At 64.6% G+C, this 20,726-nt stretch carries 10 protein-coding genes; 9 read left to right on the forward strand and 1 reads right to left on the reverse strand.

Translation table 11 applies throughout. The features are described 5' to 3' along the window. The first annotated feature begins 67 nt into the window (after positions 1 to 67). From NYR97_RS01675 to NYR97_RS01715, 9 genes are all read left to right on the forward strand, one after another. Positions 68 to 2,737 carry a glycoside hydrolase family 3 C-terminal domain-containing protein gene (locus tag NYR97_RS01675; RefSeq protein ID WP_316696315.1) on the forward strand — a complete coding sequence of 890 codons (2,670 nt, stop codon included), beginning with the start codon at positions 68 to 70 and terminating at the stop codon, positions 2,735 to 2,737. 722 nt (positions 2,738 to 3,459) lie between these two features. Then, a complete protein-coding gene (locus NYR97_RS01680; RefSeq protein ID WP_425613057.1) occupies positions 3,460 to 6,369 on the forward strand; it encodes a TonB-dependent receptor in 2,910 nt (969 codons plus the stop codon). 80 nt (positions 6,370 to 6,449) lie between these two features. After that, positions 6,450 to 8,363 (forward strand): beta-galactosidase, encoded by a 1,914-nt coding sequence (locus tag NYR97_RS01685; protein WP_316696317.1) that lies wholly within the window; start codon positions 6,450 to 6,452, stop codon positions 8,361 to 8,363. Further along, the gene (locus NYR97_RS01690) at positions 8,357 to 9,724 is read left to right on the forward strand and encodes an APC family permease (RefSeq protein WP_316696319.1); all 1,368 of its coding nucleotides are present in this window, start codon (positions 8,357 to 8,359) and stop codon (positions 9,722 to 9,724) included. Before NYR97_RS01685 ends, NYR97_RS01690 begins: the two co-directional genes overlap by 7 nt. Then, the gene (locus NYR97_RS01695; RefSeq protein WP_425613025.1) at positions 9,703 to 10,638 is read left to right on the forward strand and encodes a carbohydrate kinase family protein; all 936 of its coding nucleotides are present in this window, start codon (positions 9,703 to 9,705) and stop codon (positions 10,636 to 10,638) included. The genes NYR97_RS01690 and NYR97_RS01695 overlap by 22 nt, the downstream gene beginning before the upstream one ends. After that, on the forward strand, positions 10,635 to 12,062 hold the full coding sequence (locus NYR97_RS01700) for a 6-phospho-beta-glucosidase (RefSeq protein WP_316696321.1): 1,428 nt from the start codon (positions 10,635 to 10,637) through the stop codon (positions 12,060 to 12,062). The genes NYR97_RS01695 and NYR97_RS01700 overlap by 4 nt, the downstream gene beginning before the upstream one ends. Before the next feature lie 272 nt (positions 12,063 to 12,334). After that, positions 12,335 to 13,798: a glycoside hydrolase family 125 protein gene (locus NYR97_RS01705; RefSeq protein WP_316696322.1), complete on the forward strand. Its 1,464-nt coding sequence runs from the start codon at positions 12,335 to 12,337 to the stop codon at positions 13,796 to 13,798. A gap of 139 nt (positions 13,799 to 13,937) precedes the next feature. Next, a complete protein-coding gene (locus NYR97_RS01710) occupies positions 13,938 to 16,286 on the forward strand; it encodes a GH92 family glycosyl hydrolase (protein WP_316696324.1) in 2,349 nt (782 codons plus the stop codon). Between the two features lie 49 nt (positions 16,287 to 16,335). Then, positions 16,336 to 18,177 carry a glycoside hydrolase family 35 protein gene (locus NYR97_RS01715; protein WP_316696326.1) on the forward strand — a complete coding sequence of 614 codons (1,842 nt, stop codon included), beginning with the start codon at positions 16,336 to 16,338 and terminating at the stop codon, positions 18,175 to 18,177. 231 nt (positions 18,178 to 18,408) lie between these two features. On the opposite strand, the gene NYR97_RS01720 is transcribed toward NYR97_RS01715, so the two are convergent. Then, on the reverse strand, positions 18,409 to 20,685 hold the full coding sequence (locus tag NYR97_RS01720) for a Ulp1 family isopeptidase (RefSeq protein WP_425613058.1): 2,277 nt from the start codon (positions 20,683 to 20,685) through the stop codon (positions 18,409 to 18,411). Between the last annotated feature and the right edge of the window lie 41 nt (positions 20,686 to 20,726).

The following is a 20,726-nucleotide window of genomic DNA, read 5'->3' on the forward strand; positions in this document are numbered from 1 at the left end:
GCAGTGTCACTACGGGCAACCCAAGAACAACGCGTGGCGGCCAGTGCCGTTGCGCAGGAGTGAGCAGATGTCGTTGTCCGTGTTTCCATGCCGCCTGGCCGTTGCGCTGAGTCTGGGTCTGGGCCTGCCGCTGATTGGCGCGCCGGCATTCGCCGCAAAATCGACCAATGAAGCGCCGGAACAGCGCGCCGCCGCGTTGGTGGCGCAGATGAGCCGTGAGGAAAAAGTCGCGCAGGCGATGAACGATGCGCCGGCGATTCCGCGCCTGGGCATCCCCGCCTACGAATGGTGGAGCGAGGGCCTGCATGGCATCGCGCGTAATGGCTACGCCACGGTGTTTCCGCAGTCGATCGGTCTGGCCGCCAGCTGGAATACCGCATTGATGCAGCAGGTGGGCACGGTGGTCTCCACCGAGGCGCGCGCCAAGTTCAATCAGGCCGGTGGCCCGGGCAAGGACCACAAGCGTTACGCGGGCCTGACCATCTGGTCGCCCAACATCAATATCTTCCGCGACCCGCGTTGGGGCCGTGGCATGGAGACCTACGGCGAGGACCCCTTCCTCACCGGGCAGTTGGCAGTGGGCTTCATTCGGGGGCTGCAGGGCGACGATCTGGATCATCCGCGCACCATCGCCACGCCCAAGCACATCGCCGTGCACAGCGGGCCGGAACCGGGCCGGCACGGCTTCGATGTGGACGTGTCGCCGCGCGATGTGGAAGCGACCTATACGCCCGCGTTCCGCGCTGCATTGATCGACGGCCAGGCCGGCTCGGTGATGTGCGCGTACAACTCCCTGCATGGCACCCCGGCCTGCGCAGCCGACTGGTTGCTCAACGGCCGGGTGCGTGGCGACTGGGGCTTCAAGGGCTTCGTGGTGTCCGACTGCGATGCGGTGGACGACATGACACAGTTCCATTACTTCCGCCCCGACAACGCCGGCTCCTCCGCCGCATCGCTCAAAGCGGGGCACGATCTCAATTGCGGGCATGCCTATCGCGAACTCGGCACCGCGATCGAACGCGGCGAAGTGGACGAAGCCTTGCTTGACCAATCACTGGTGCGCCTGTTCGCCGCGCGCTATCGCCTGGGCGAACTGGAAGCGCCGCGCAAGGATCCGTATGCAAAGCTCGGCGCCAAGGACATCGACAACGCTGCCAACCGTGCGCTGGCGCTGAAAGCCGCCGCCGAATCGATCGTGTTGCTCAAGAACAACGCCAACACCCTGCCGTTGAAAGCCGGCACGCGGCTGGCAGTGATCGGCCCGAATGCCGACGCACTGGCCGCGTTGGAAGCCAACTATCAAGGCACTTCGTCCACGCCGGTGACGCCGCTGCTGGGTTTGCGCCAGCGCTTCGGTGCGCAGAAGGTGAGTTACGCGCAAGGTGCGCCTCTGGCGGCGGGCGTGCCCGGCATGATTCCGGAAACCGCGCTGCGCAGCGATGGCAAGCCGGGATTGCGTGGCGAGTATTTCGACAATGTGGACATGGAAGGTGCGGCGCGCGTAGTGCGACAGGACCGCGCCATCAGCTTCAACTGGGATCAGGTCAGCCCGGCCAAGGGCGTGCCGGCCGATCGTTATGCGGTGCGCTGGAGCGGCGAGTTGCTGCCGCCGAGCGCGGGCGATTACACGCTGGCGGTACGGGTGGCGCGCTGTTTCGACTGCGCCGGCCACGATCCGGTGCGCCTGTACATCGACGACAAGCTGGTGGTCGCCGGCAACGCCGAAGACAAGCACGTGCCGGCAGGTATGCATAACGCCGATGGCCGCAGCGTGGAAACCGTGCTGCATTTCGAAGACACCCGCCCGCGCAAGATCCGGCTGGAAATGGAACACCGCGGCCAGGACCAGGGCGTGCGCCTGGAGTGGCTGGCACCGGCGGCGGCGCAACTGGCCGAGGCCGAGCAAGCCGTGGCGCAGGCCGATGCGGTGGTGGCCTTCGTTGGCCTGTCGCCGGATGTGGAAGGCGAAGAACTGCGTATCGATGTGCCCGGCTTCGACGGCGGCGACCGCAACGACATCGCCCTGCCCGCCCCGCAGCAAGCGCTGCTCGAGCGCGCCAAGGCCTCCGGCAAGCCGCTGGTGGTGGTGCTGATGAGCGGCAGCGCGGTGGCCTTGAACTGGGCCAAGACGCATGCCGACGCGATCGTGGCGGCGTGGTACCCGGGGCAGTCCGGCGGCACCGCGATCGCGCGCATGCTGGCCGGCGACGACAACCCCGGCGGGCGCCTGCCGGTGACCTTCTATCGCTCCACCAAGGACCTGCCGCCCTACGTCAGCTACGACATGAAGGGCCGCACCTATCGCTACTTCAAGGGCGAGCCGCTGTTTCCGTTCGGCTACGGCTTGAGCTACACCAGCTTTGCCTACGACGCGCCGCAGTTGTCCACCGCCACGCTGCAAGCCGGCAGCACCTTGCAGGTGACCACCACCGTGCGCAACACCGGCACACGCGCCGGCGATGAAGTGGCGCAGGTGTATCTGCAGTATCCGGATCGTCCGCAATCCCCATTGCGCAGCTTGGTCGGCTTTCAACGTGTGCATCTGAAACCAGGCGAACAGCGCACGCTCACCTTCACCCTGGATGCGCGCGCCCTGAGCGACGTGGATCGCACCGGACAGCGTGCAGTGGAAGCCGGCGATTACACGCTGTTTGTCGGTGGGGGCCAGCCGGGGACCGGCGCGATTGGTGAAGCGGCGGCGTTTTCGATTTCGGGGCGTTCGCCGTTGCCGAAGTAAAGAGTTCGACCGCAGGACATCAACAGGCGTCGGCTGTCATGGCCGGCGCCTGTTGCGTTATGCATCTGTGTTGCAGTGCATCGCAAGATGCGGCCATCGCGCCTGCGCAACATCCAATTGGTGAGCTATCCGCAGGCAATACGACGATCTCCGCACACACTTCACACCTGCTTGACAGACGCGGAAACGAGGTCTATCACTGACCGCAGTCGGCAACACGCGCCATCGGCGATGCGCTCGACTCACCTTGATGGCAACAGCGTTTCCACGCAGCACCTGCACTGGGAGATGGTTGGATGCAGCATCGTCGTACCGACCAGCGCCTGCGTGTTGCCGCTCTTGCAGTGCATCGCACTCACGCATGCTGCGCTGCTGTCACGCTGGTGCAGCCGTCATGACCAAGCACTACAAATTGAGCGCGATGCGCTCGCGCTCCAAGTGCATCGCCGGGTACTCCCCTCCTCGCCACTGACGCCTGCATAGCTGTAACAGCTGGCAGACGCTCCGGCGCCAATCCCGTTCGGTCTTTCGCACACGCTTCCATTGCGTGCCGTGCGTTGCCGTGCGCGCACACCGCCGTGCAGACCGTCTGCCCTAGAGCAAGGCATCGCAAGGGCGTTGCCATCGGCAACGTTGCCCAGCATCTGGCGAGGTGGCACGTGGAAAAGCGTGAGCGTACGAACGGCAAGCAATGGATCGTGGCAATCCTGACCGTGACCGGCATGGCCTCGGCCGCAGCCGCAGTGGCCGGCACCGTGGAGGGAGACCTGACAGAAAGCAGCAGCGGCAAACCCGCAGCCAATGCGAAGGTGCGCATCGCCGGCACCGCCTACAGCGCGGTCGCCGATGCGCGCGGGCACTTCGTCATCCGCGATGTGCCTGCCGGGCAGTACGCACTGAATCTGGACTACCCCGGCTTCAGCGCAGCAGAAACCAGCGTGCAGGTCGGCGAGACCGGCACTGCATCGGTGGCCATTGCGCTGGAGGAGGTCAAGCAACTGAAGGCTGTCAGCGTGGTGAGCAACCGCTACGACGCCAGCGACCTGAAGATCAACGCCGCCAACACGGTGGACGTGCTGTCGGCCAACGATCTGCAACGCACCGCCGTGCACAACGTGGCCGAAGCGCTCGGCCTGATCGCCGGCATCAACATCACCAGCACCGGCTCGGGCTACTTCGGCGGCATCGACGGTGCAGCGCGTGGCGAAGGCATGTTCGCCTCGGTGCGCGGGCTGCCGTCCGAATACAACGTCAACATGATCGACGGCGTCACCGTGGCGCAAGGCATGCCGTACAGCCGCAGCGTGCAGCTCAGCCTGTTGCCGCCGAGCGGCCTGCAGACCATCGTCGCCAACAAGACCTCCACTGCCGACATGGACGGCGATGCGATCGGCGGCACGCTGGATTTCCGCACGCCCACTGCCTACGACTACAAGGACACCAGCAGCGGCAGCATCACCGGCAGCGGCCGGGTGGAAAGCCGTGCGCGCGATTACGGCGGCGACGGCCTGGGCGGCGGCTTCGGCGGCGAGTTTCAGCACAAGTTCGGCGACGCACAGCAGTTCGGCGTGTATGCCAGCGCGTATTACGACTACCGCACCACCACCAACAGCGAAGTGGCCGCCGCCACCAGCGCGCTCAACGACGGCTCGTGGGAATACTTGAACACCGATGCCGATGGCCGCAACTCCGCCGGTTTCGATCCGCAGCACAACCTCACCAGTACCGGCATGAATGTGGGCATCGCTGCCGGCTGGGAGCGCCGCTACGGCGGCAATGCCTCGTTCGACTGGCATGTGGACGACAGCCTGTCGCTGTACGCGCGCATGACCTACGCCTATGCCAAGACCGAGCAAGGCACCACCTTCGTACAGTTGCTGCCGCAGGATGTGAGCTACGTGCCGACCGGCACGCCGGGCGTGTTTACTCCAAACATCGGCCGCATCGCCTCGCGCTTCTGGTACGAGACCAACCCGGAAATCGCCGACCTGGCCACCTTCCAGATCGGTGCGAAAAAGACCGCAGGCGGTTGGACCTTCATGCCCAACCTGTTCTACAGCTTCGGCAACAACGACCGCCCCGACCATGTCGAAATCGACGGGCGCGAAGACAAGTTCACCCAGGACAACTACGCCTATTCCGGCAACACGTTCATGCGCTATGGCGGCGGTGCGTTCCCGTATCCGCAGCTCACGCCCGCACTGCTGGCGCAGGTCAACAACATCCCCGCGTTGTTTGCCAGCAGCTATGGCGAGCAGACCAAGATCTACTCCGGCCAGAAGAAAGGCGGCGCGCGTTTCGACACCCGCTACGACTTCGAAGATGGCGCGCTGCGGTCAGTGCAGTTCGGGGTGAAGTACAGCAAGAGCCGCCGCCGCTACACCAATCGCGACTGGTATACCGGTGGCGTGGACGGCACCACCACGCTGGGCGATCTGGGTATCTTCACCGGTACCTATGCCTCGATCTTTCCCGGCAAATACAGCTGGAATACGCCGCGTGTGAGCGAAGCGGCGGTGGCCGGGGTGATCGCCCAGCACCTTACCGACGATGACCTGGACACCTGCGGCAGTGCGTTCTACATCAACAACTACAACTGCAACACCATGCGCGGCACCGAGGCGGTCAGCGCCGCCTATGCCACTGCCACCTTCACCATGGGCAACCTGGATATCGTGCCCGGCGTGCGCTTCGAGCACACTGCCATCGACAACACCTTTTGGGTGAGTCCGGTGGATGCGGACGGCAACGAGATCGTGGGCTACTTCGATCACAACAGCACTTCCTACAACGAACCGCTTCCCAGCGTGTTCCTGACCTGGCGGCCGGACCTGCGCACCGCATATCGCGCATCGTTGTGGACCAGCTACACGCGCCCGGCGTTCGTGCAACTGGGCGGCGGCAGCCAGATCGACATCTCCAACGGCGTTACCACCATCACCCAGGGCAACCCCGATCTCAAGCCGATCGAATCGACCAACCTGGATCTGTCCGGCGAATGGTCCACCGAACGCGGCGGGTTCTTTTCGCTGGCCGGGTTCTACAAGCAACTGCGCAACTACATCTACGACGCCGGCTCGGCCCAGGCCAATGGCAACACCAGCGGCAGCGGCACGGTGCTGTACCACATGCCCACCAATGGCGGCGATGGCAAGATCTACGGGGTGGAACTCAGCGCGCGGCAGAAGTTTCAGGATCTGCCCGCACCGTTCGACGGCCTGGGCGTCAGTGCCAACGCCACCCGCCAGCATGCGCGTGCCGACCTGGGGCTGGATGGCTTCGACAACGAGCACATGCAGTCGGCGCCGTCGGCGATGGCCAACCTGGAGTTGTTCTACGAGCACAACGGGTTCTCGTTGAACCTGAGCTACCACTTCAGCAGCTCGTACCTGCTGGGCTACGACTTCCTGCATGAAGGCGCACCGTGGAACGACCTGTGGGCGCGCCCGACCCGGCGCGTGGATCTGCACACCGGCTACCGCTTCGACAACGGCGTGAGCATGGATCTGTCGATCTCCAACCTGACCAAGGAATACAGCTACTGGGCGCATGTGGGCCGCGACAACCTGGCGATCTCCGACATCGTCGATGCCGGTAGCACCGCGTTGTTCACGGTCAAGTACGCGTTCTAGCGGCGCGCTGCAGTGTGTGGCGCCGCTCACTGCGCGGCGCTGCGCAGTGCAGCAGTTCCTTCTACTCACCTGGAGAAGCGATGAAACGCAGAAGCCTGTGTACGTTCGGCCTGCTCGCACCATTCGGCCTGGCGGCCGCGCCGGCGGTGCTGTCGTCGCTGCATGCGCCGCTGCCGGATGGCCGGCCGCATGCGTTCGGATTCGAGCGTGGCCAGTTCGTGCTGGATCAGCAGCCATGGCAACTCCGTAGCGGCGAAATGCATCCGCTGCGCATTGCCCGTGCGGATTGGCTGCAGCGCATCCGCATGGCCAAGGCGATGGGCTTGAACACCATCGCGCTGTATCTGATGTGGAATGCCTACGAACGCGAGCCGGGGCAGTTCGATTTCGACACCGGCGAACGCGATTTCGTTGCCTTCATCCGGCTGTGCCAGCAGGAAGGGCTGTGGGTGTATCTGCGACCTGGCCCGTACGTGTGCGCCGAGTGGACGCTGGGCGGGCTGCCACCGTATCTGTTGCGCGAGCCGGGCATGCGCCTGCGCGATGCCAGCGATGCGCGCTACATGGCAGCAGTAAAGCGCTACATCGCCGCAGTGGCACCACGCATCGCACCGCTGATGGCAAGTGCCGGCGGACCGGTGCTGATGCTGCAGATCGAGAACGAATACAGCATGCAGGGCAGCGATGTGGGCTATCTGCAGGCGCTGGCTGTGCTGTGGCGTACGCACGGTATCGATGGTCCGTTCTCATTGGCCGAAGGCATAAAGGATCTGCGCCGGCGCAAGGCCTATCTGCCCGGCGCCGCGCTGGGACTGGATGGCGCCGATCCGGCTGAACTGCAGGAAGCAAAACAGATCGCAGGCGATGCACCGGTGTGGGTAGCCGAAGGCTATCCCGGTTGGCTGACGCACTGGGGCGAAGACGCGTTCGCCCGGCGCGATTACGCGCCGATGCTGCAGCAGCTGATGGCGGCCGGGTACTCGTTCAATCTGTACGTAGTGCACGGCGGCAGCAATTTCGGTTTGAGCGCCGGTGCCAATGCCGAAGACGACGGCTCGCAGTTCCAGCCTGCTTTAACCAGCTACGACTACAGTGCACCGATCGACGAAGGCGGCCGCGCCACGCCTGCGTACATGGCGCTGCGCCGGATCATCGCCCAGCACAGCGGCACTGCGCTGCCAGCGATCCCGGACGCGCCACCCCGCGCGCGCTTTGCATCGGTCCTTGCACGCCCGGTCGCCGCGCTTTGGGACAACCTGAGCACCGGGCCTGTCCACACAGAGCGGCCAACCGACAACCAGACCCTGCTCAAGCAGAACCTGGGGCTGGTGGTCTACCGGCGCCGTATCGCGGCCGGCACGCAGCTGGATCTCGGGCAGGTGCACGACTACGCCGTGGTGCAACTCGACGGTGAAGAGGTCGGACATGTCTCGCGCATGCAGCACGCGCGCCTCAACAGCGCGCCGCAGCTGGCGCTACCCAAGGCCACTTCCGATGAACGCACATTGGACGTCTTAGTCGACAGCTTCGGCCATATCAATTTCGGCCCCGCCCTGGGCGATGCGAAAGGCTTGCTCGGCCCGGTACAACTGGATGGCAAGGAAATGCGCGATTGGCAGGTCCATGGCTTGCCGCTGGATGGCGACAACGCGCCTGCACTACGTGCGCTGCAAGGCCCACCTATACGGCCCGGCCTGTTCTTCGCAGCCGACATCGCGCTGGAAACCGTCGGCGACATCTACATCGACATGGGCCAATGGCGCAAAGGCTATCTGTGGATCAACGGACGCCTGCTCGGGCGTTACTGGGAGATCGGCCCGCAGCAGTGTCTGTTCTGCCCGGGCGCGTGGTTGACGCAGGGCAACAACACAGTGCTGGTGCTGGATCTGCATCAGCTGCAACCCACCGCGATTCACTGCGCAGACGGGCTGACATCGACACGCATTGCGACCAACTCAGCGGCAGTCGCGCACGCAGAGCACCACACATGCTGACCGCACCCACCGTGTTGCCGGCGACCCCACAGGCCTCGGCACCGCCGCGCACGCTCGGTTTCTGGAGTGCGCTGTCGGCCAACCTGCTCAACATGATCGGCATCGGGCCGTTCATCACCATCCCGTTGGCGTTGTCGGCACTGGCCGGGCCGGCGGTGTTGGCCGGTTGGGTCGCGGGCGCACTGTTGTGTCTATGCGACGGATTGGTGTGGGCCGAACTGGGCGCGGCGATTCCGCGCTCGGGCGGGCCGTACCACTATCTGCGCGAGGCCTACGGCCGCGAACGTTGGGGGCGCTTGTTCGGCTTTCTGTATCTGTGGCAGACCCTGCTGACCGCACCGTTGTCGGTGGGTTCTGCCGCGGTCGGCTGCGTGCAATACCTGGCGTTCCTGATGCCGGGGCTGGGCCATGCCCAGCTCACCGCGATCGCGATGGCGCTGTGCGCGTTCAATACCTTGCTGCTCTATCGCAAGGTGCGCTCGGTGCAGCTGCTGTCGCTGCTGGTCAGTGCGGTGGTGATCGGCGCTTGCGTGTGGATCATTCTCAGCGGCGTGCTGCATTTCGACTTCGGCATTGCATCGGCGTTCTTGCACGCGCGCCCCGCGTCGCCGCATGGATTCTGGCTGGGCTTCGGTGCAGTGGCCTTGATCGCGGTCTACGACTACGGCGGCTACAACAACGTGTGCATGCTCGGTGGCGAAATCCGCAAGCCGCGCCGCACGATTCCGCGCGCAGTGCTGATCTCGATCCTGATCGTGGCGCTGCTCTACCTGGGCCTCAACATCACCTTGCTCGGCGTGCTGCCGTGGCAGCAGGCGGCGCAATCCAAGGCGGTGATGGCCGACTTCATGCAGGCCATCTACGGGCCCATCGGCAGCACCGTGGCGGTGGCGCTGATCGTCGTCGCCAGTTGGGGCTCGGCGCTGGTGGTGCAGTTGGGTTATTCGCGGGTGCCGTATGCAGCCGCGGCGGCCGGGCAGTTCTTCGGCGTGTTTGCACGGCTGCATCCGCGCGGCGGGTTTCCCACCGTGTCGCTGCTGTTCGTCGGTGCGACCTCGGCGCTGGCCTGCCTGCTGTCGCTGAACGATCTGATCGCCACCTTGATGATCATCCAGATCCTGTTCCAGTTCCTGGCGCAATGCCTGGCGGTGGTGCTGTTGCGCCGCAGGCGAAGTCGGCGGGCATTCGCGATGCCGCTGTATCCGTGGCCGCTGTTGATCAGCGTGTTCGGCTGGCTGTATCTGCTGGCGACCAGCCCGGGACGGCGCCTGCTCGCCGCCGTGGCGGCGCTGTGCGCGGGCAGCGCCTTGTATCTGATCCAGGCACGGAGGCAGCGCGCATGGCCGTTTCAGCTGCAATGACCACCCCGCGACTCGTGGTGGTCGGCGAGGTCTATCTGGACCACATCTTCAGCGGCTTCGACCGCTGGCCGGCGCCGGGCGAAGAAGCGCTTGCGCGCCATTACACGCGGGAACTCGGCGGCGGCACCCTCATCACCGCCTGCGCGCTGGCGCGGCTTGGCTGCAACGTGCGCGTACTCGGTGCGATCGGTGCGCAGGACCGCGCGGTGTTCGCGCAGCGTCTGGGCGAGTTCGGTGTCTCGGCCGATGGCTTGATCGACTCGGCTGCAGGCACCGGCGTCACCACCAGCGTGTCGCTGCAGGAAGACCGTTCGTTCTTCACCTACCTCGGCGCCAATGCCGAATTGGATGCGCTACTGCTGCGCGAAGACGCCATCACCGCGATGTCGGCGGCGACGCATGTGCACTTCGCGATGCCGTTGCCAGCCGCGTTGGCAACCACGTTATTGCCGCGACTCGCGCGTGCAGGCTGCACCACCTCGCTGGACGTGGGCTTCAGCCCTGCCTGGCTCACCGACCCGGCCAACCACGCCACCTGCCGCGCGGTGAGCTGGTTTCTGCCCAATCAAAAAGAAGCCGCACTGATGGGCTGCGGCGATGACGCCACTGCCTGCCTGGCGTGGGCGCATGCACTCGGCCTGCGCCAGGCGGTGATCAAGCGCGGCGCCGCCGGCGCGATGGTGATCGACGACAACGGCGCACGCCCGATCGCCGCGCCCATCGTGCCGGTGCGCGACACCACCGGCGCCGGCGATGCGTTCGATGCCGGCTTTCTGGCCGCCCAGCTGCGCGGCCTGCCGCTGGACGAGAGCGCACAGCACGGCTGCCATGCCGGCGCCGCCTGTTGCAGCGCGCTCGGCGCGCTCGACGGCCTTTTTCTTTTATCTCCCCCCACACACGAGGACGTTCCATGAGCAGTTCTGTCGACAATCGCAAACTGACCCTGATCGGCGGCGGCGGCGTACGCACGCCGCTGGTGGTGTACGGCGTCAACGAGGCCGCCGAAGCGCTGGGCGCGCGCGAGATCGTGCTGTACGACCCCGACCAGGAGCGTTTGGCGCTGATGGTGGCGATGGGCCGCGCCATCGTCGCCGAGTCCGGTGGCGCGCTGCAGGTGCATGCCGCGCCATCGCTGGAAGCGGCGATCGAAGGCGCGCATTTCGTACTCAACAGCATCCGCGTGGGCGGTATTGCGCAGCGCGCCTCCGACGAACAGACCATCATCCGCCACGGGTATTCCGGCCAGGAAACCACCGGCCCCGGCGGCGTGGCCAAGGCGCTGCGCACGGTGCCGGTGGCGATCGAACAGGCGCGCATGATCGAGCGCCTGAGCCCGGACGCCTGGCTGGTCAGCTTCACCAACCCGGCCGGGCTGATCACCCAGGCCATCAGCGCGCACACCCGCGCGCGCGTGGTCGGCATCTGCGACACGCCGGTGGAGCTGTTCCACAACATCGCGCGCGCGCTCGGCGAGCCGGCCGAAGACGTGGAATGCGACTACGTCGGCCTCAACCACCTGGGCTGGATCCGCGCAGTGCGGCTGCGCGGCGTGGACATCATCGACCGAGTGCTCGCCGACGACGCCATCCTGCGGCAGCTGTACCTGGCGCCGTTGTTCGACTTCGACATGCTGCGTGCGCTGCGGCTGATCCCCACCGAGTACCTGTACTTCTTCTACGAGCGCCGCCGCGCCCTGGACAACCAGCGCGCCAGCGGCGCCAGCCGCGGTGGCGAGATCGAACGGCTCAACCGCAGCCTGATCGGCGACCTGCGCAGCCGCCTGGAGGCCGGCGACACCACCGGCGCGGTGCAGACCTATGCCGCCTACCTGGCGCAACGCTCCGGCTCGTACATGAAGCTGGAGGCCGAGGCCGGCTCGGCCTTCGCCCCGGACCTGGCGCCGCAGCCGGACCCGTTCCGCGCCAGCACCGGCTATCACCGCATCGCGGTGGACGTGATGAGCGCGCTGACCGGCGCGCGCCCCAGCCGGCACGTGGTCAACGTGCGCAACCAGGGCGCGATGGCCGAGCTGGCCGACGACGACATCGTGGAAATCGCCGCCGACATCGACCGCGACCGCATCGTGCCGATCCCGGCCGCACCGCTACCCAGCGCGGTGCAGGGCCTGGTGCGCTCGTTCAAGGCCTACGAACACGCCGCGATCGAGGCCGCGCTCAGCGGTAGCCATCTGGACGCCTGCAAGGCGATGCTGATCCACCCGGCGATCGGCGAATGGAGCCCGTCGCGGCGCATGCTGGATGCGCTATTCGGGCACGACCACGACGACGGGCAGTGCGCGGGTCCAGCGCATTGGCGCAGGCACGCCGCTGGCGGATAAGCCTGCGCCTGGGTCCTGGCCTGGCGGGCGCGACACGCACGATGCAGCGGCTCAGCTGGACCGCGACACGTTTCCGTTGCCAGGCAACCGCCCTGCGGCCCACGCATACGGCGCCGAATTGTGCGAACGCACTATGCACATTCGGCGAACACGTTGTATGGTCATCGGGAATTGGTCCTGCATAGGTCTCATCGTCGGTCCGGCGCGCCACGCCGCTGATGGAAGGGTGTCTGCTGCGTCGACCGCTTGCCGAATCCAAGGAGTTCCAGGTCATGCACACCCGCCGCGACATCCTTCAGTTGCTGGGCGCCAGCGCAGGCGCCGGCTTGCTGGCCGGCGCGCTGCCTGCCTTCGCGGCCCCCCCCGCTGTCGGCACCTCCACGGCCACTGGCGCGTTGGTCAGCAAGCGCCCGCCCAAGGCGCAACGCCGGTTTGTCAGCAAGGCGGTCGAGCAGCAGATCGTGCAGATCAAGGCGCGTATCGCCGATCCCGAGCTGGCCTGGCTGTTCGAGAACTGCTACCCCAACACGCTCGACACCACGGTGGAAACCGGCACCCGCAACGGCAAGCCGGACACCTTCGTCATCACCGGCGACATCCACGCGATGTGGCTGCGCGACTCCTCCGCCCAGGTGCATCCCTACGTGCCGCTGGCCAGGCGCGACCCGGCGTTGCGACGCATGTTCCATGGCCTGATCCAGCGCCAGGCGGCGTGCATCCGGCTCGACCCGTATGCCAACGCCTTCCTGCCCGATGGCCAGACCCAGCGCCTGAAGTGGTCGCTCAACGACATCACCGAGATGAAGCCCGGCGTGGGCGAGCGTAAATGGGAAATCGATTCGCTGTGCTACCCGATCCGCATCGCGCACGAATACTGGCGCGCCACCGGCGATGCCACCCCGTTCGACGACGACTGGCGCGCGGCGATGCACGTGGTGGTGCGCACCTTCCGCGAACAACAACGCAAGGACAACCGCGGCCCCTACGTGTTCCAGCGCCCCTCCCCGCTGGCCACCGAGACCCTGGTGCTGGAAGGCTACGGCCAGCCGACCAAACCCAACGGCATGATCCACTCGATGTTCCGCCCCTCCGACGATGCCTGCGTGTATCCGCTGTTCGTGCCGGCCAACCTGTTCGCAGTGACCTCGTTGCGCCAGCTGGCGACGATGAGCACGGCATTGCACCGCGACGCCGAGTTCGCCGCCGACTGCACCGCGCTGGCCGACGAAGTGGAAGCGGCTACGCGTCAGTTCGGCCAGCAACGCGACGCCGATGGGCAGGCGTACTGGGCATTCGAAGTGGACGGTTACGGCAACCAGTTGTTCATCGACGACGCCAACGCCCCTGGCCTGCTCAGCCTGGCCTACCTGGGCTGCTGCGACCGCGCCGACCCGGTATTCCTGCGCACGCGCCAGCTGGCCTGGAGCGAACGCAACCCGTATTTCTCGCGCGGCACAGCGGCCGAAGGCGTGGGCAGCCCGCACAGCGGCATGGGCACGATCTGGCCGATGTCCATCATCCAGTACGCGCTGGTCAGCGACGACGACGCCCAACTGCGCCAATGCCTGCAGTGGCTCAAGACCACCCACGCCGGCACCGGCTTCATGCACGAGGCCTTCGACAAGGACAACCCGAGCACCTTCACCCGCGACTGGTTCGCCTGGGCCAACACCTTGTTCGGCGAACTGATCATCGACCTGCACCACCGCAAACCCCAGCTGCTGCGCAGCGCCTGATTTTGCGAACGGCCCGCCCACCCTTCCAACGCGGAACTGCAGAGCGCTTGATCTTCCCTTCTCCCGCCGGGAGAAGGTGCCCGAAGGGCGGATGAGGGTACGGCCCGCCCCACTTCGTGACATCCAAGAGCACATCACCATGGCAACACGACGCGGTTTTCTCCAAGGCGCCATCGCAGCGGCCCTGTTCGGCAGCACCGGCCTGGCGGGTCTCGCCCGCGCACGCGCCGGCAACTACGCACTGCCGGCCGATGCGCGCACCCGCGCCGAGCTCACCCGGCATGTGGATGTGTTCATCGGCACCGGCGGCCATGGCCACACCTTTCCCGGCGCGACGCTGCCGTTCGGCATGGTGCAACTGAGCCCGGACACCTACAACGCGGTCTGGGACTCGTGCTCCGGCTATCACGAGTCCGACGGCTCGATCATGGGCTTTTCGCACACGCATCTGTCCGGCACCGGCATCGGCGACATGCTCGATTTTCTGCTGGTGCCTGCCACCGGCGAGGTGAAACTGGTGCCCGGTGCACTCGACGCCCCCGACACCGGCTACCGCTCGCGCTACGACCATGCCGATGAAGCCGCCTCGCCCGGCTACTACCGCGTGCGGCTCAAGGACAGCGGCGTGCATGCCGAACTCACCGCCACCGCGCGCGCCGGCCTGCACCGCTACCACTTCCCCAAGGGCAAGCCGGCGCATGTGCTGCTGGACCTGTGCCACGGCATGCAGGACAAACCCGGCATCCCCACCCGCGTCAGCGATGCGCAGCTGCGCGTGGTCGACGAGCGCACCCTCACCGGCGGCCGGCGCGTCTACCAATGGGCGCAGGGGCGCTACATCTATTTCGCGATGCGCCTCTCGCGGCCGTTCAAGCAGGTGCAGTTGTACAACGAAGACCAACCGCTGGCCGCCGGCACGCGCAGCGTGGACGGCGTGCACCTCAAGGCCGCACTGCACTACCCCGATGCATCCGACGCACCGCTGCTGATCAAGGTCGGCATCTCCGCCGTCAGCGCCGACAATGCGCTGGCCAACCTGGATGCGGAACTGCCCGATTTCGACTTCGCCCGCGTGCACGCGCAAGCCGTGGCCGCGTGGGAAAAGGAACTCGCACGCGTGCGCATCGACAGCGACGACGACGACGACGCGCAGCGGCGCATCTTCTACACCGGCCTGTATCACAGCCTGCTCGCACCCACCCTGTTCAGCGACGTGGACGGCCGCTATCGCGGCATGGATCTGCAGATCCACACTGCGCCCAAGGGGTATCACAACTACAGCACCTACTCGCTGTGGGACACCTACCGCGCTGCGCATCCGCTGCTCACCCTGGTGCAACCCGAGCGCGTGCCGGACCTGGTGCAATGCCTGGTGCGTGGCGCCAACGAATGCCCGGACGGCGTGGGCATCTGGCCGCTGCAAGGCGTGGAAACCGGCTGCATGATCGGCTACCACTCGGCGGTGGTGCTGGCCGAAGCGCACGCCAAGGGCTTCACCGGCATCGACTACACGTCTGCATGGCCGGCGTACCGCAAGCGCGCGATGGACGACACCACCCACGGCCTTGCGTACTACCGCAAGCTTGGCTACATCCCCGCCGACAAGGTGGACGAAGCGGTCAGCCGCACGCTGGAATACGCCTACGACGACTGGGCCTGCGCGCATCTGGCGCAAGCCGCCGGTGCCACCGACGATGCCCGCGCACTGCGCGAGCGCTCGCGCAATTACCGCAACGTGTTCAACCGCGACAGCGGCTTCGTGCAGGCGCGCCTGGAGGACGGCAGCTGGGCCAAACCATTCGACCCGCGCGGCATGGGCCACATCGCCAAATGGCGCGACTTCACCGAATCCAATGCCTGGCAGGCCACCTTCCTCAACCAGCACGACCTGTACGGCTACATGGACCTGTACGGCGGCCGCGACGGTTTCGTCGCCAAGCTCGACGAACTGTTTTCCACCAGTTCCGAACTGCCCGCCGATGCACCGCCGGATATCGACGGCCTGGTCGGCCAGTACGCGCATGGCAACGAGCCCAGCCACCATGTGGCCTATCTGTTCGCCTACGCCGGCCAGCCGTACAAGACCCAGGCGATGGTGCGCCGGCTGCTGCGCGAGCAATACCACGATGCGCGCAATGGCCTGTCCGGCAACGAGGATTGCGGGCAGATGAGTGCGTGGTTCGTGCTCAGTGCGCTGGGGCTGTATGCAGTGGATCCGGTCAGCGGCAACTATGTGCTTGGCAGCCCGCTGTTCAAGCGCGCAGAACTGGATGTCGGCAACGGCCGCACGCTGCGCATCGTCGCCAACAACAGCAGCGCGCAGAACGTCTATGTGCAGTCGCTGCAGTGGAACGGCACACCGATCAATCGCAGCTGGATGCGGCATGCCGATCTGGCCGCTGGCGGCACGCTGGAATTCACCATGGGTGCCAAGCCGAATCCGGCCTTCGGCGCCAACAAGGAGGATCTGCCGCCTTCGTTTGGTTGATGCTCGTTCTTACTCGTTACAAGTCACTTGTCACCGCCGAGAATTTCCCATGCTGCGCACCACCCTTGCACCGCTCGTTCTGGCCCTCGCGTTCGCGCTTCCCGTCACCGCCAGCGCCGCCGACACCACCATCTGGCCCAGCTTCGGCACCCAAGGCACGCAGTTCGTGCGCGACGGCAAGCCGTATCAACTTCTCTCCGGCGCCATCCATTTCCAGCGCATTCCGCGCGACTACTGGAAAGACCGCCTGCAGAAGGCGCGCGCACTGGGCTTGAACACGGTGGAGACCTACGTGTTCTGGAACCTGGTCGAGCCGCAGCAGGGCCGGTTCGACTTCACCGGCAACAACGATGTGGCCGCATTCGTACGCGAAGCCGCCGCGCAAGGCCTCAACGTGATCCTGCGCCCGGGCCCCTACACCTGCGCAGAGTGGGAAGCCGGCGGCTACCCGGCCTGGTTGTTCGGCAAGGACAACATCCGCGTGCGCAGCCGCGACCCGCGCTTCCTCGCCGCCAGCCAGGCCTATCTGGATGCCGTGTCCCAACAGGTGCGTCCGCTGCTCAATCACAACGGCGGGCCGATCATCGCCGTGCAGGTCGAGAACGAATACGGCTCCTACGACGACGACCACGCCTACATGGCCGACAACCGCGCCATGTACGTCAAGGCCGGCTTCGACGACGCCTTGCTGTTCACCTCCGACGGCGCCGATATGCTCGCCAACGGCACCCTGCCGGACACCTTGGCGGTGGTGAATTTCGCGCCGGGCGAAGCCAAGAGCGCGTTCGAAAAACTGATCAAGTTCCGCCCCGACCAACCGCGCATGGTCGGCGAATACTGGGCAGGCTGGTTCGATCACTGGGGCAAGCCGCACGCCAGCACCGATGCCAAGCAACAGACCGAAGAACTGGAATGGATCCTGCGCCAGGGCCACTCGGCCAATCTCTACATGTTCATCGGCGGCACCAGTTTCGGCTTCATGAATGGTGCCAATTTCCAGGGCAATCCCAGCGACCATTACGCCCCGCAGACCACCAGCTACGACTACGACGCCATCCTGGACGAAGCCGGCCGTCCCACACCCAAGTTCGCGTTGATGCGCGATGCCATCGCCCGCGTCACCGGCGTGCAGCCGCCGGCGCTGCCGACACCGATCGCGATCGCGGCACTGCCGGAAACCCAGTTACGCGAATCCGCCTCGCTGTGGGACAACCTGCCCGCCCCGATCGCCATCGACACCCCGCAGCCGATGGAGCACTTTGGCCAGGACTACGGCTACATCCTCTACCGCACCACCGTCACCGGCCCGCGCAAGGGGCCGCTGTACCTGGGCGAAGTGCGGGATGTAGCGCGGGTGTACGTCGATCAGAAGCCGGTCGGCAGCGTCGAACGCCGGCTGCAGCAGGTCTCCACCGATGTGGATATTCCTGCAGGCCAGCACACACTGGATGTCCTGGTCGAAAACAGCGGCCGCATCAACTACGGCCCGCGCATGGCCGATGGCCGCGCCGGGCTGGTCGACCCGGTGTTGCTGGACACCCAACCGCTCACCGGCTGGCAGGCCTTCCCGCTGCCGATGCGCTCGCCCGACAGCCTGCGCGGCTGGACCCGCAACCCCGTCGAAGGCCCGGCCTTCCATCGCGGCACGCTGCGCATCGGCACACCCACCGACACCTATCTGGACATGCGCGCCTTCGGCAAGGGCGTGACCTGGGCCAACGGCGTCAACCTCGGCCGCCACTGGGCCATCGGCCCGCAACGTGCGCTGTATTTCCCGGCGCCGTTCCAGCGCAAGGGCGACAACACCGTGGTGGTGTTCGATCTGGACAGCACCGCCAAGCCCAGCGTGCGTGGTTTGCAGCAGCAGGTGTGGATCACGCCGAAGGAGTAAGCGCGGCCAAGAAACCACCGCGCTCATCATCAGACGGGCGCAGCGTTCGCTTCGATCGGTTAAGAGCCGCCAACAAAACTACTGCGTGGCCACCAGACGGTCGCAGTCGGTGCTCGGAATGAGGATTGGCAGGGATTCGTGTAAAAAATAGCCAAAAATAAGGCAACCCGCTGCCAGCAAAGAGCTTTTTAACGAATTGCTGCCGACCCTCTATCGCCGATGGTCGAATTGCTAGAACTTCCACCACTTGCTTTTCTTTTTCTTGTGTTCGATAGATCGTTCGGGAACTTGCCTGACGCTGCTTTCTGCTGGAGCTTGCTCCGCTTGGACAAGACGATCCCTCTCCGCTTGGGCAAGACGATCCCTGATCATCCCGCGGTCTGGTTCGATTTCGCTCAGGTCCCTGCCGTCCGCAGAGTCGAACGTGCCGTCGATCACCCTGTGAGCCAGCGTCTCTATCCCGGTGAGCACATGATCGCCGCAGGAATAACCGTTCGGCTGTATCGCGGTGGGCATTTCGTGAGTTTGTTTATAATCAAGGCCGAGGTGATAGGCCGCCATGTCGGCAAGGTAGCGTTGCTGTGGCTGCGTCTGTGCCATGGAATCGTAGTAGTAGGCTGCGGCAGCGTCCTTGTTGCGACGGTCGACGACGAGCAATGACCAATGAAAGTTGGGCTGATTGATCGGCAGGAACACGATAGGTGGGACGTCGTCTCCGACAAGAAGGCGCCGTGCGCGGACCTGTTGGCCTGGATCTGTGGAGCTCAGCATGGTCACTACCTGCGAGTCGGCAAAGTGAAGTAAATGGGCATTGGGCTGCCCTCGCAATCGGCGAGCGAGGTCGTCGGTGTAGGCGCGCAAATGTCCATCTAGCAGCCACGAAGTGGACGTCGCTTGAGGAAGCTCGGGGTCTGGGACGTCCTGGGGCGACGGCAGATTGTCCACATCGATCCTCTCGGGACTCATGGCCGAGTGCCCCACGGGAGTCTGCGTGCCGTAGTCCCAAGGCTCTTCTTCTTCCTGGGGGGTGTTGAGGTCGAATTCGCGGCCATAATGGCTCATGGAGGAGAGGCCACCGAAGGTCGAGTCCGTGCTTTGGGCGGGCATGGCGTACTGCCACCCTGGCTGCTCGATTTCCTGGGGGGTGTTGAGGTCGAATTCGCGGCCATAATGGCTCATGGAGGAGAGGCCACCGAAGGTCGAGTCCGTGCTTTGGGCGGGCGTGGCGTACTGCCAACCTGGCTGCTCGATTTCCTGGGGGGTGTTGAGGTCGAATTCGCGATAACCATAGTTCTGCCTGGAGTCCAAGGACTCGAGATCATCGAAGGTGGAACTCGATGCTTCGGGCTGGGCTGGCCATGCACGATAGGAAGAATCAGCCGGAGTATCGGGATTCCACTCACCTGATGCATTCTGCGGCCAACCGCCAGAGGGGGTGGGCGGGAACAGGGACGAATAGGAAGAATAGGAAGAATAGGAAGAACCCGCCGGAGTCTCGGGATTCCACGTTTCTTCTGGCCGATGGAAGGCCTGAGGAGGGCTGTTTGGAGGCAGGTCCGGTTCTTGATAACGCATTCTGAAGTTGGCGCGAATTGCCGTCTGGATGCCTTGGGATGCTCCTGAAATCACTGCTTCACCCAGACAAGTCAGTTCGCCGGTTTCCTCGTCGACCATTTGTTCGAGGTATGCTTGTGGTAAATATCCGCTGCTTGCATCGTCGATACTGCACGTTCTACTGCTGAATTTGCCTGAAATTTCAAGAAGCAAATTTGGTTGTTGATGGAGGGTTCGGAATACGCCTTTTAGAGGCTTGCTTTTTGGAGCGGCCAAGGCCAGCTTGCGTCTCTCGATTGCCAGATCAAATCTTTTCTTCTGATCCGGAGTGATGTATGGAAGGATGTTAAGTAGCGCCCGGCCAAATGAGCCATCACCACACAAGTAATTATGTAAGTTCACAGCGCCTGGCACTTCCTCTAATGCTTCATATCTTGGTAGATATCCCATAATTTCGCTGATCACCCTTTTGGCTTCTTTGGCTTCGGCTTTGGCTTCGGCTTTGGCTTCGGCTTCGGCTTTGGCTTTGGCTTTGGCTTTGGCTCCGGCAATGCGATCCAAAGCGGCTTGGCTCAGCACCATATTTTGACTGCAAGCCAACTCCAGGTTGCTCAGCGCGAATTCTCGATCTTTAGGATCCAAGACATTCTCAATTCGTCTTATTATTTGATATATGACCTGGTCGCGTTGACCTTCGTTCAATTCCCGAAGCATCTGCATGCCACTCTTACGTGACAGGCTGCTTTTTGCCAAAAAGCGAGAAAAACCTGGAAATCTTCTTCGTAGCTCGGCAATATCTTTGCCATCGCCATATGCGTCGATTAGTTCTAATACTTTTGAGTAATCTCTATGAATTTTGGAGGTCGGCGCGGCTGCGCGCATCTGATGGACCGAGCTATCGGCATGCACTTGCGTGGGATTTCTTCGCGGGAGGGATTTAAGCAGCGGATGCATGTCATAACCCGCGCTGTGGTTTTCCCTGTATTCTTCAGGGG

It is taken from the genome of Xanthomonas hydrangeae (assembly GCF_032697525.1).
In the GTDB taxonomy this organism is placed as follows: domain Bacteria; phylum Pseudomonadota; class Gammaproteobacteria; order Xanthomonadales; family Xanthomonadaceae; genus Xanthomonas; species Xanthomonas hydrangeae.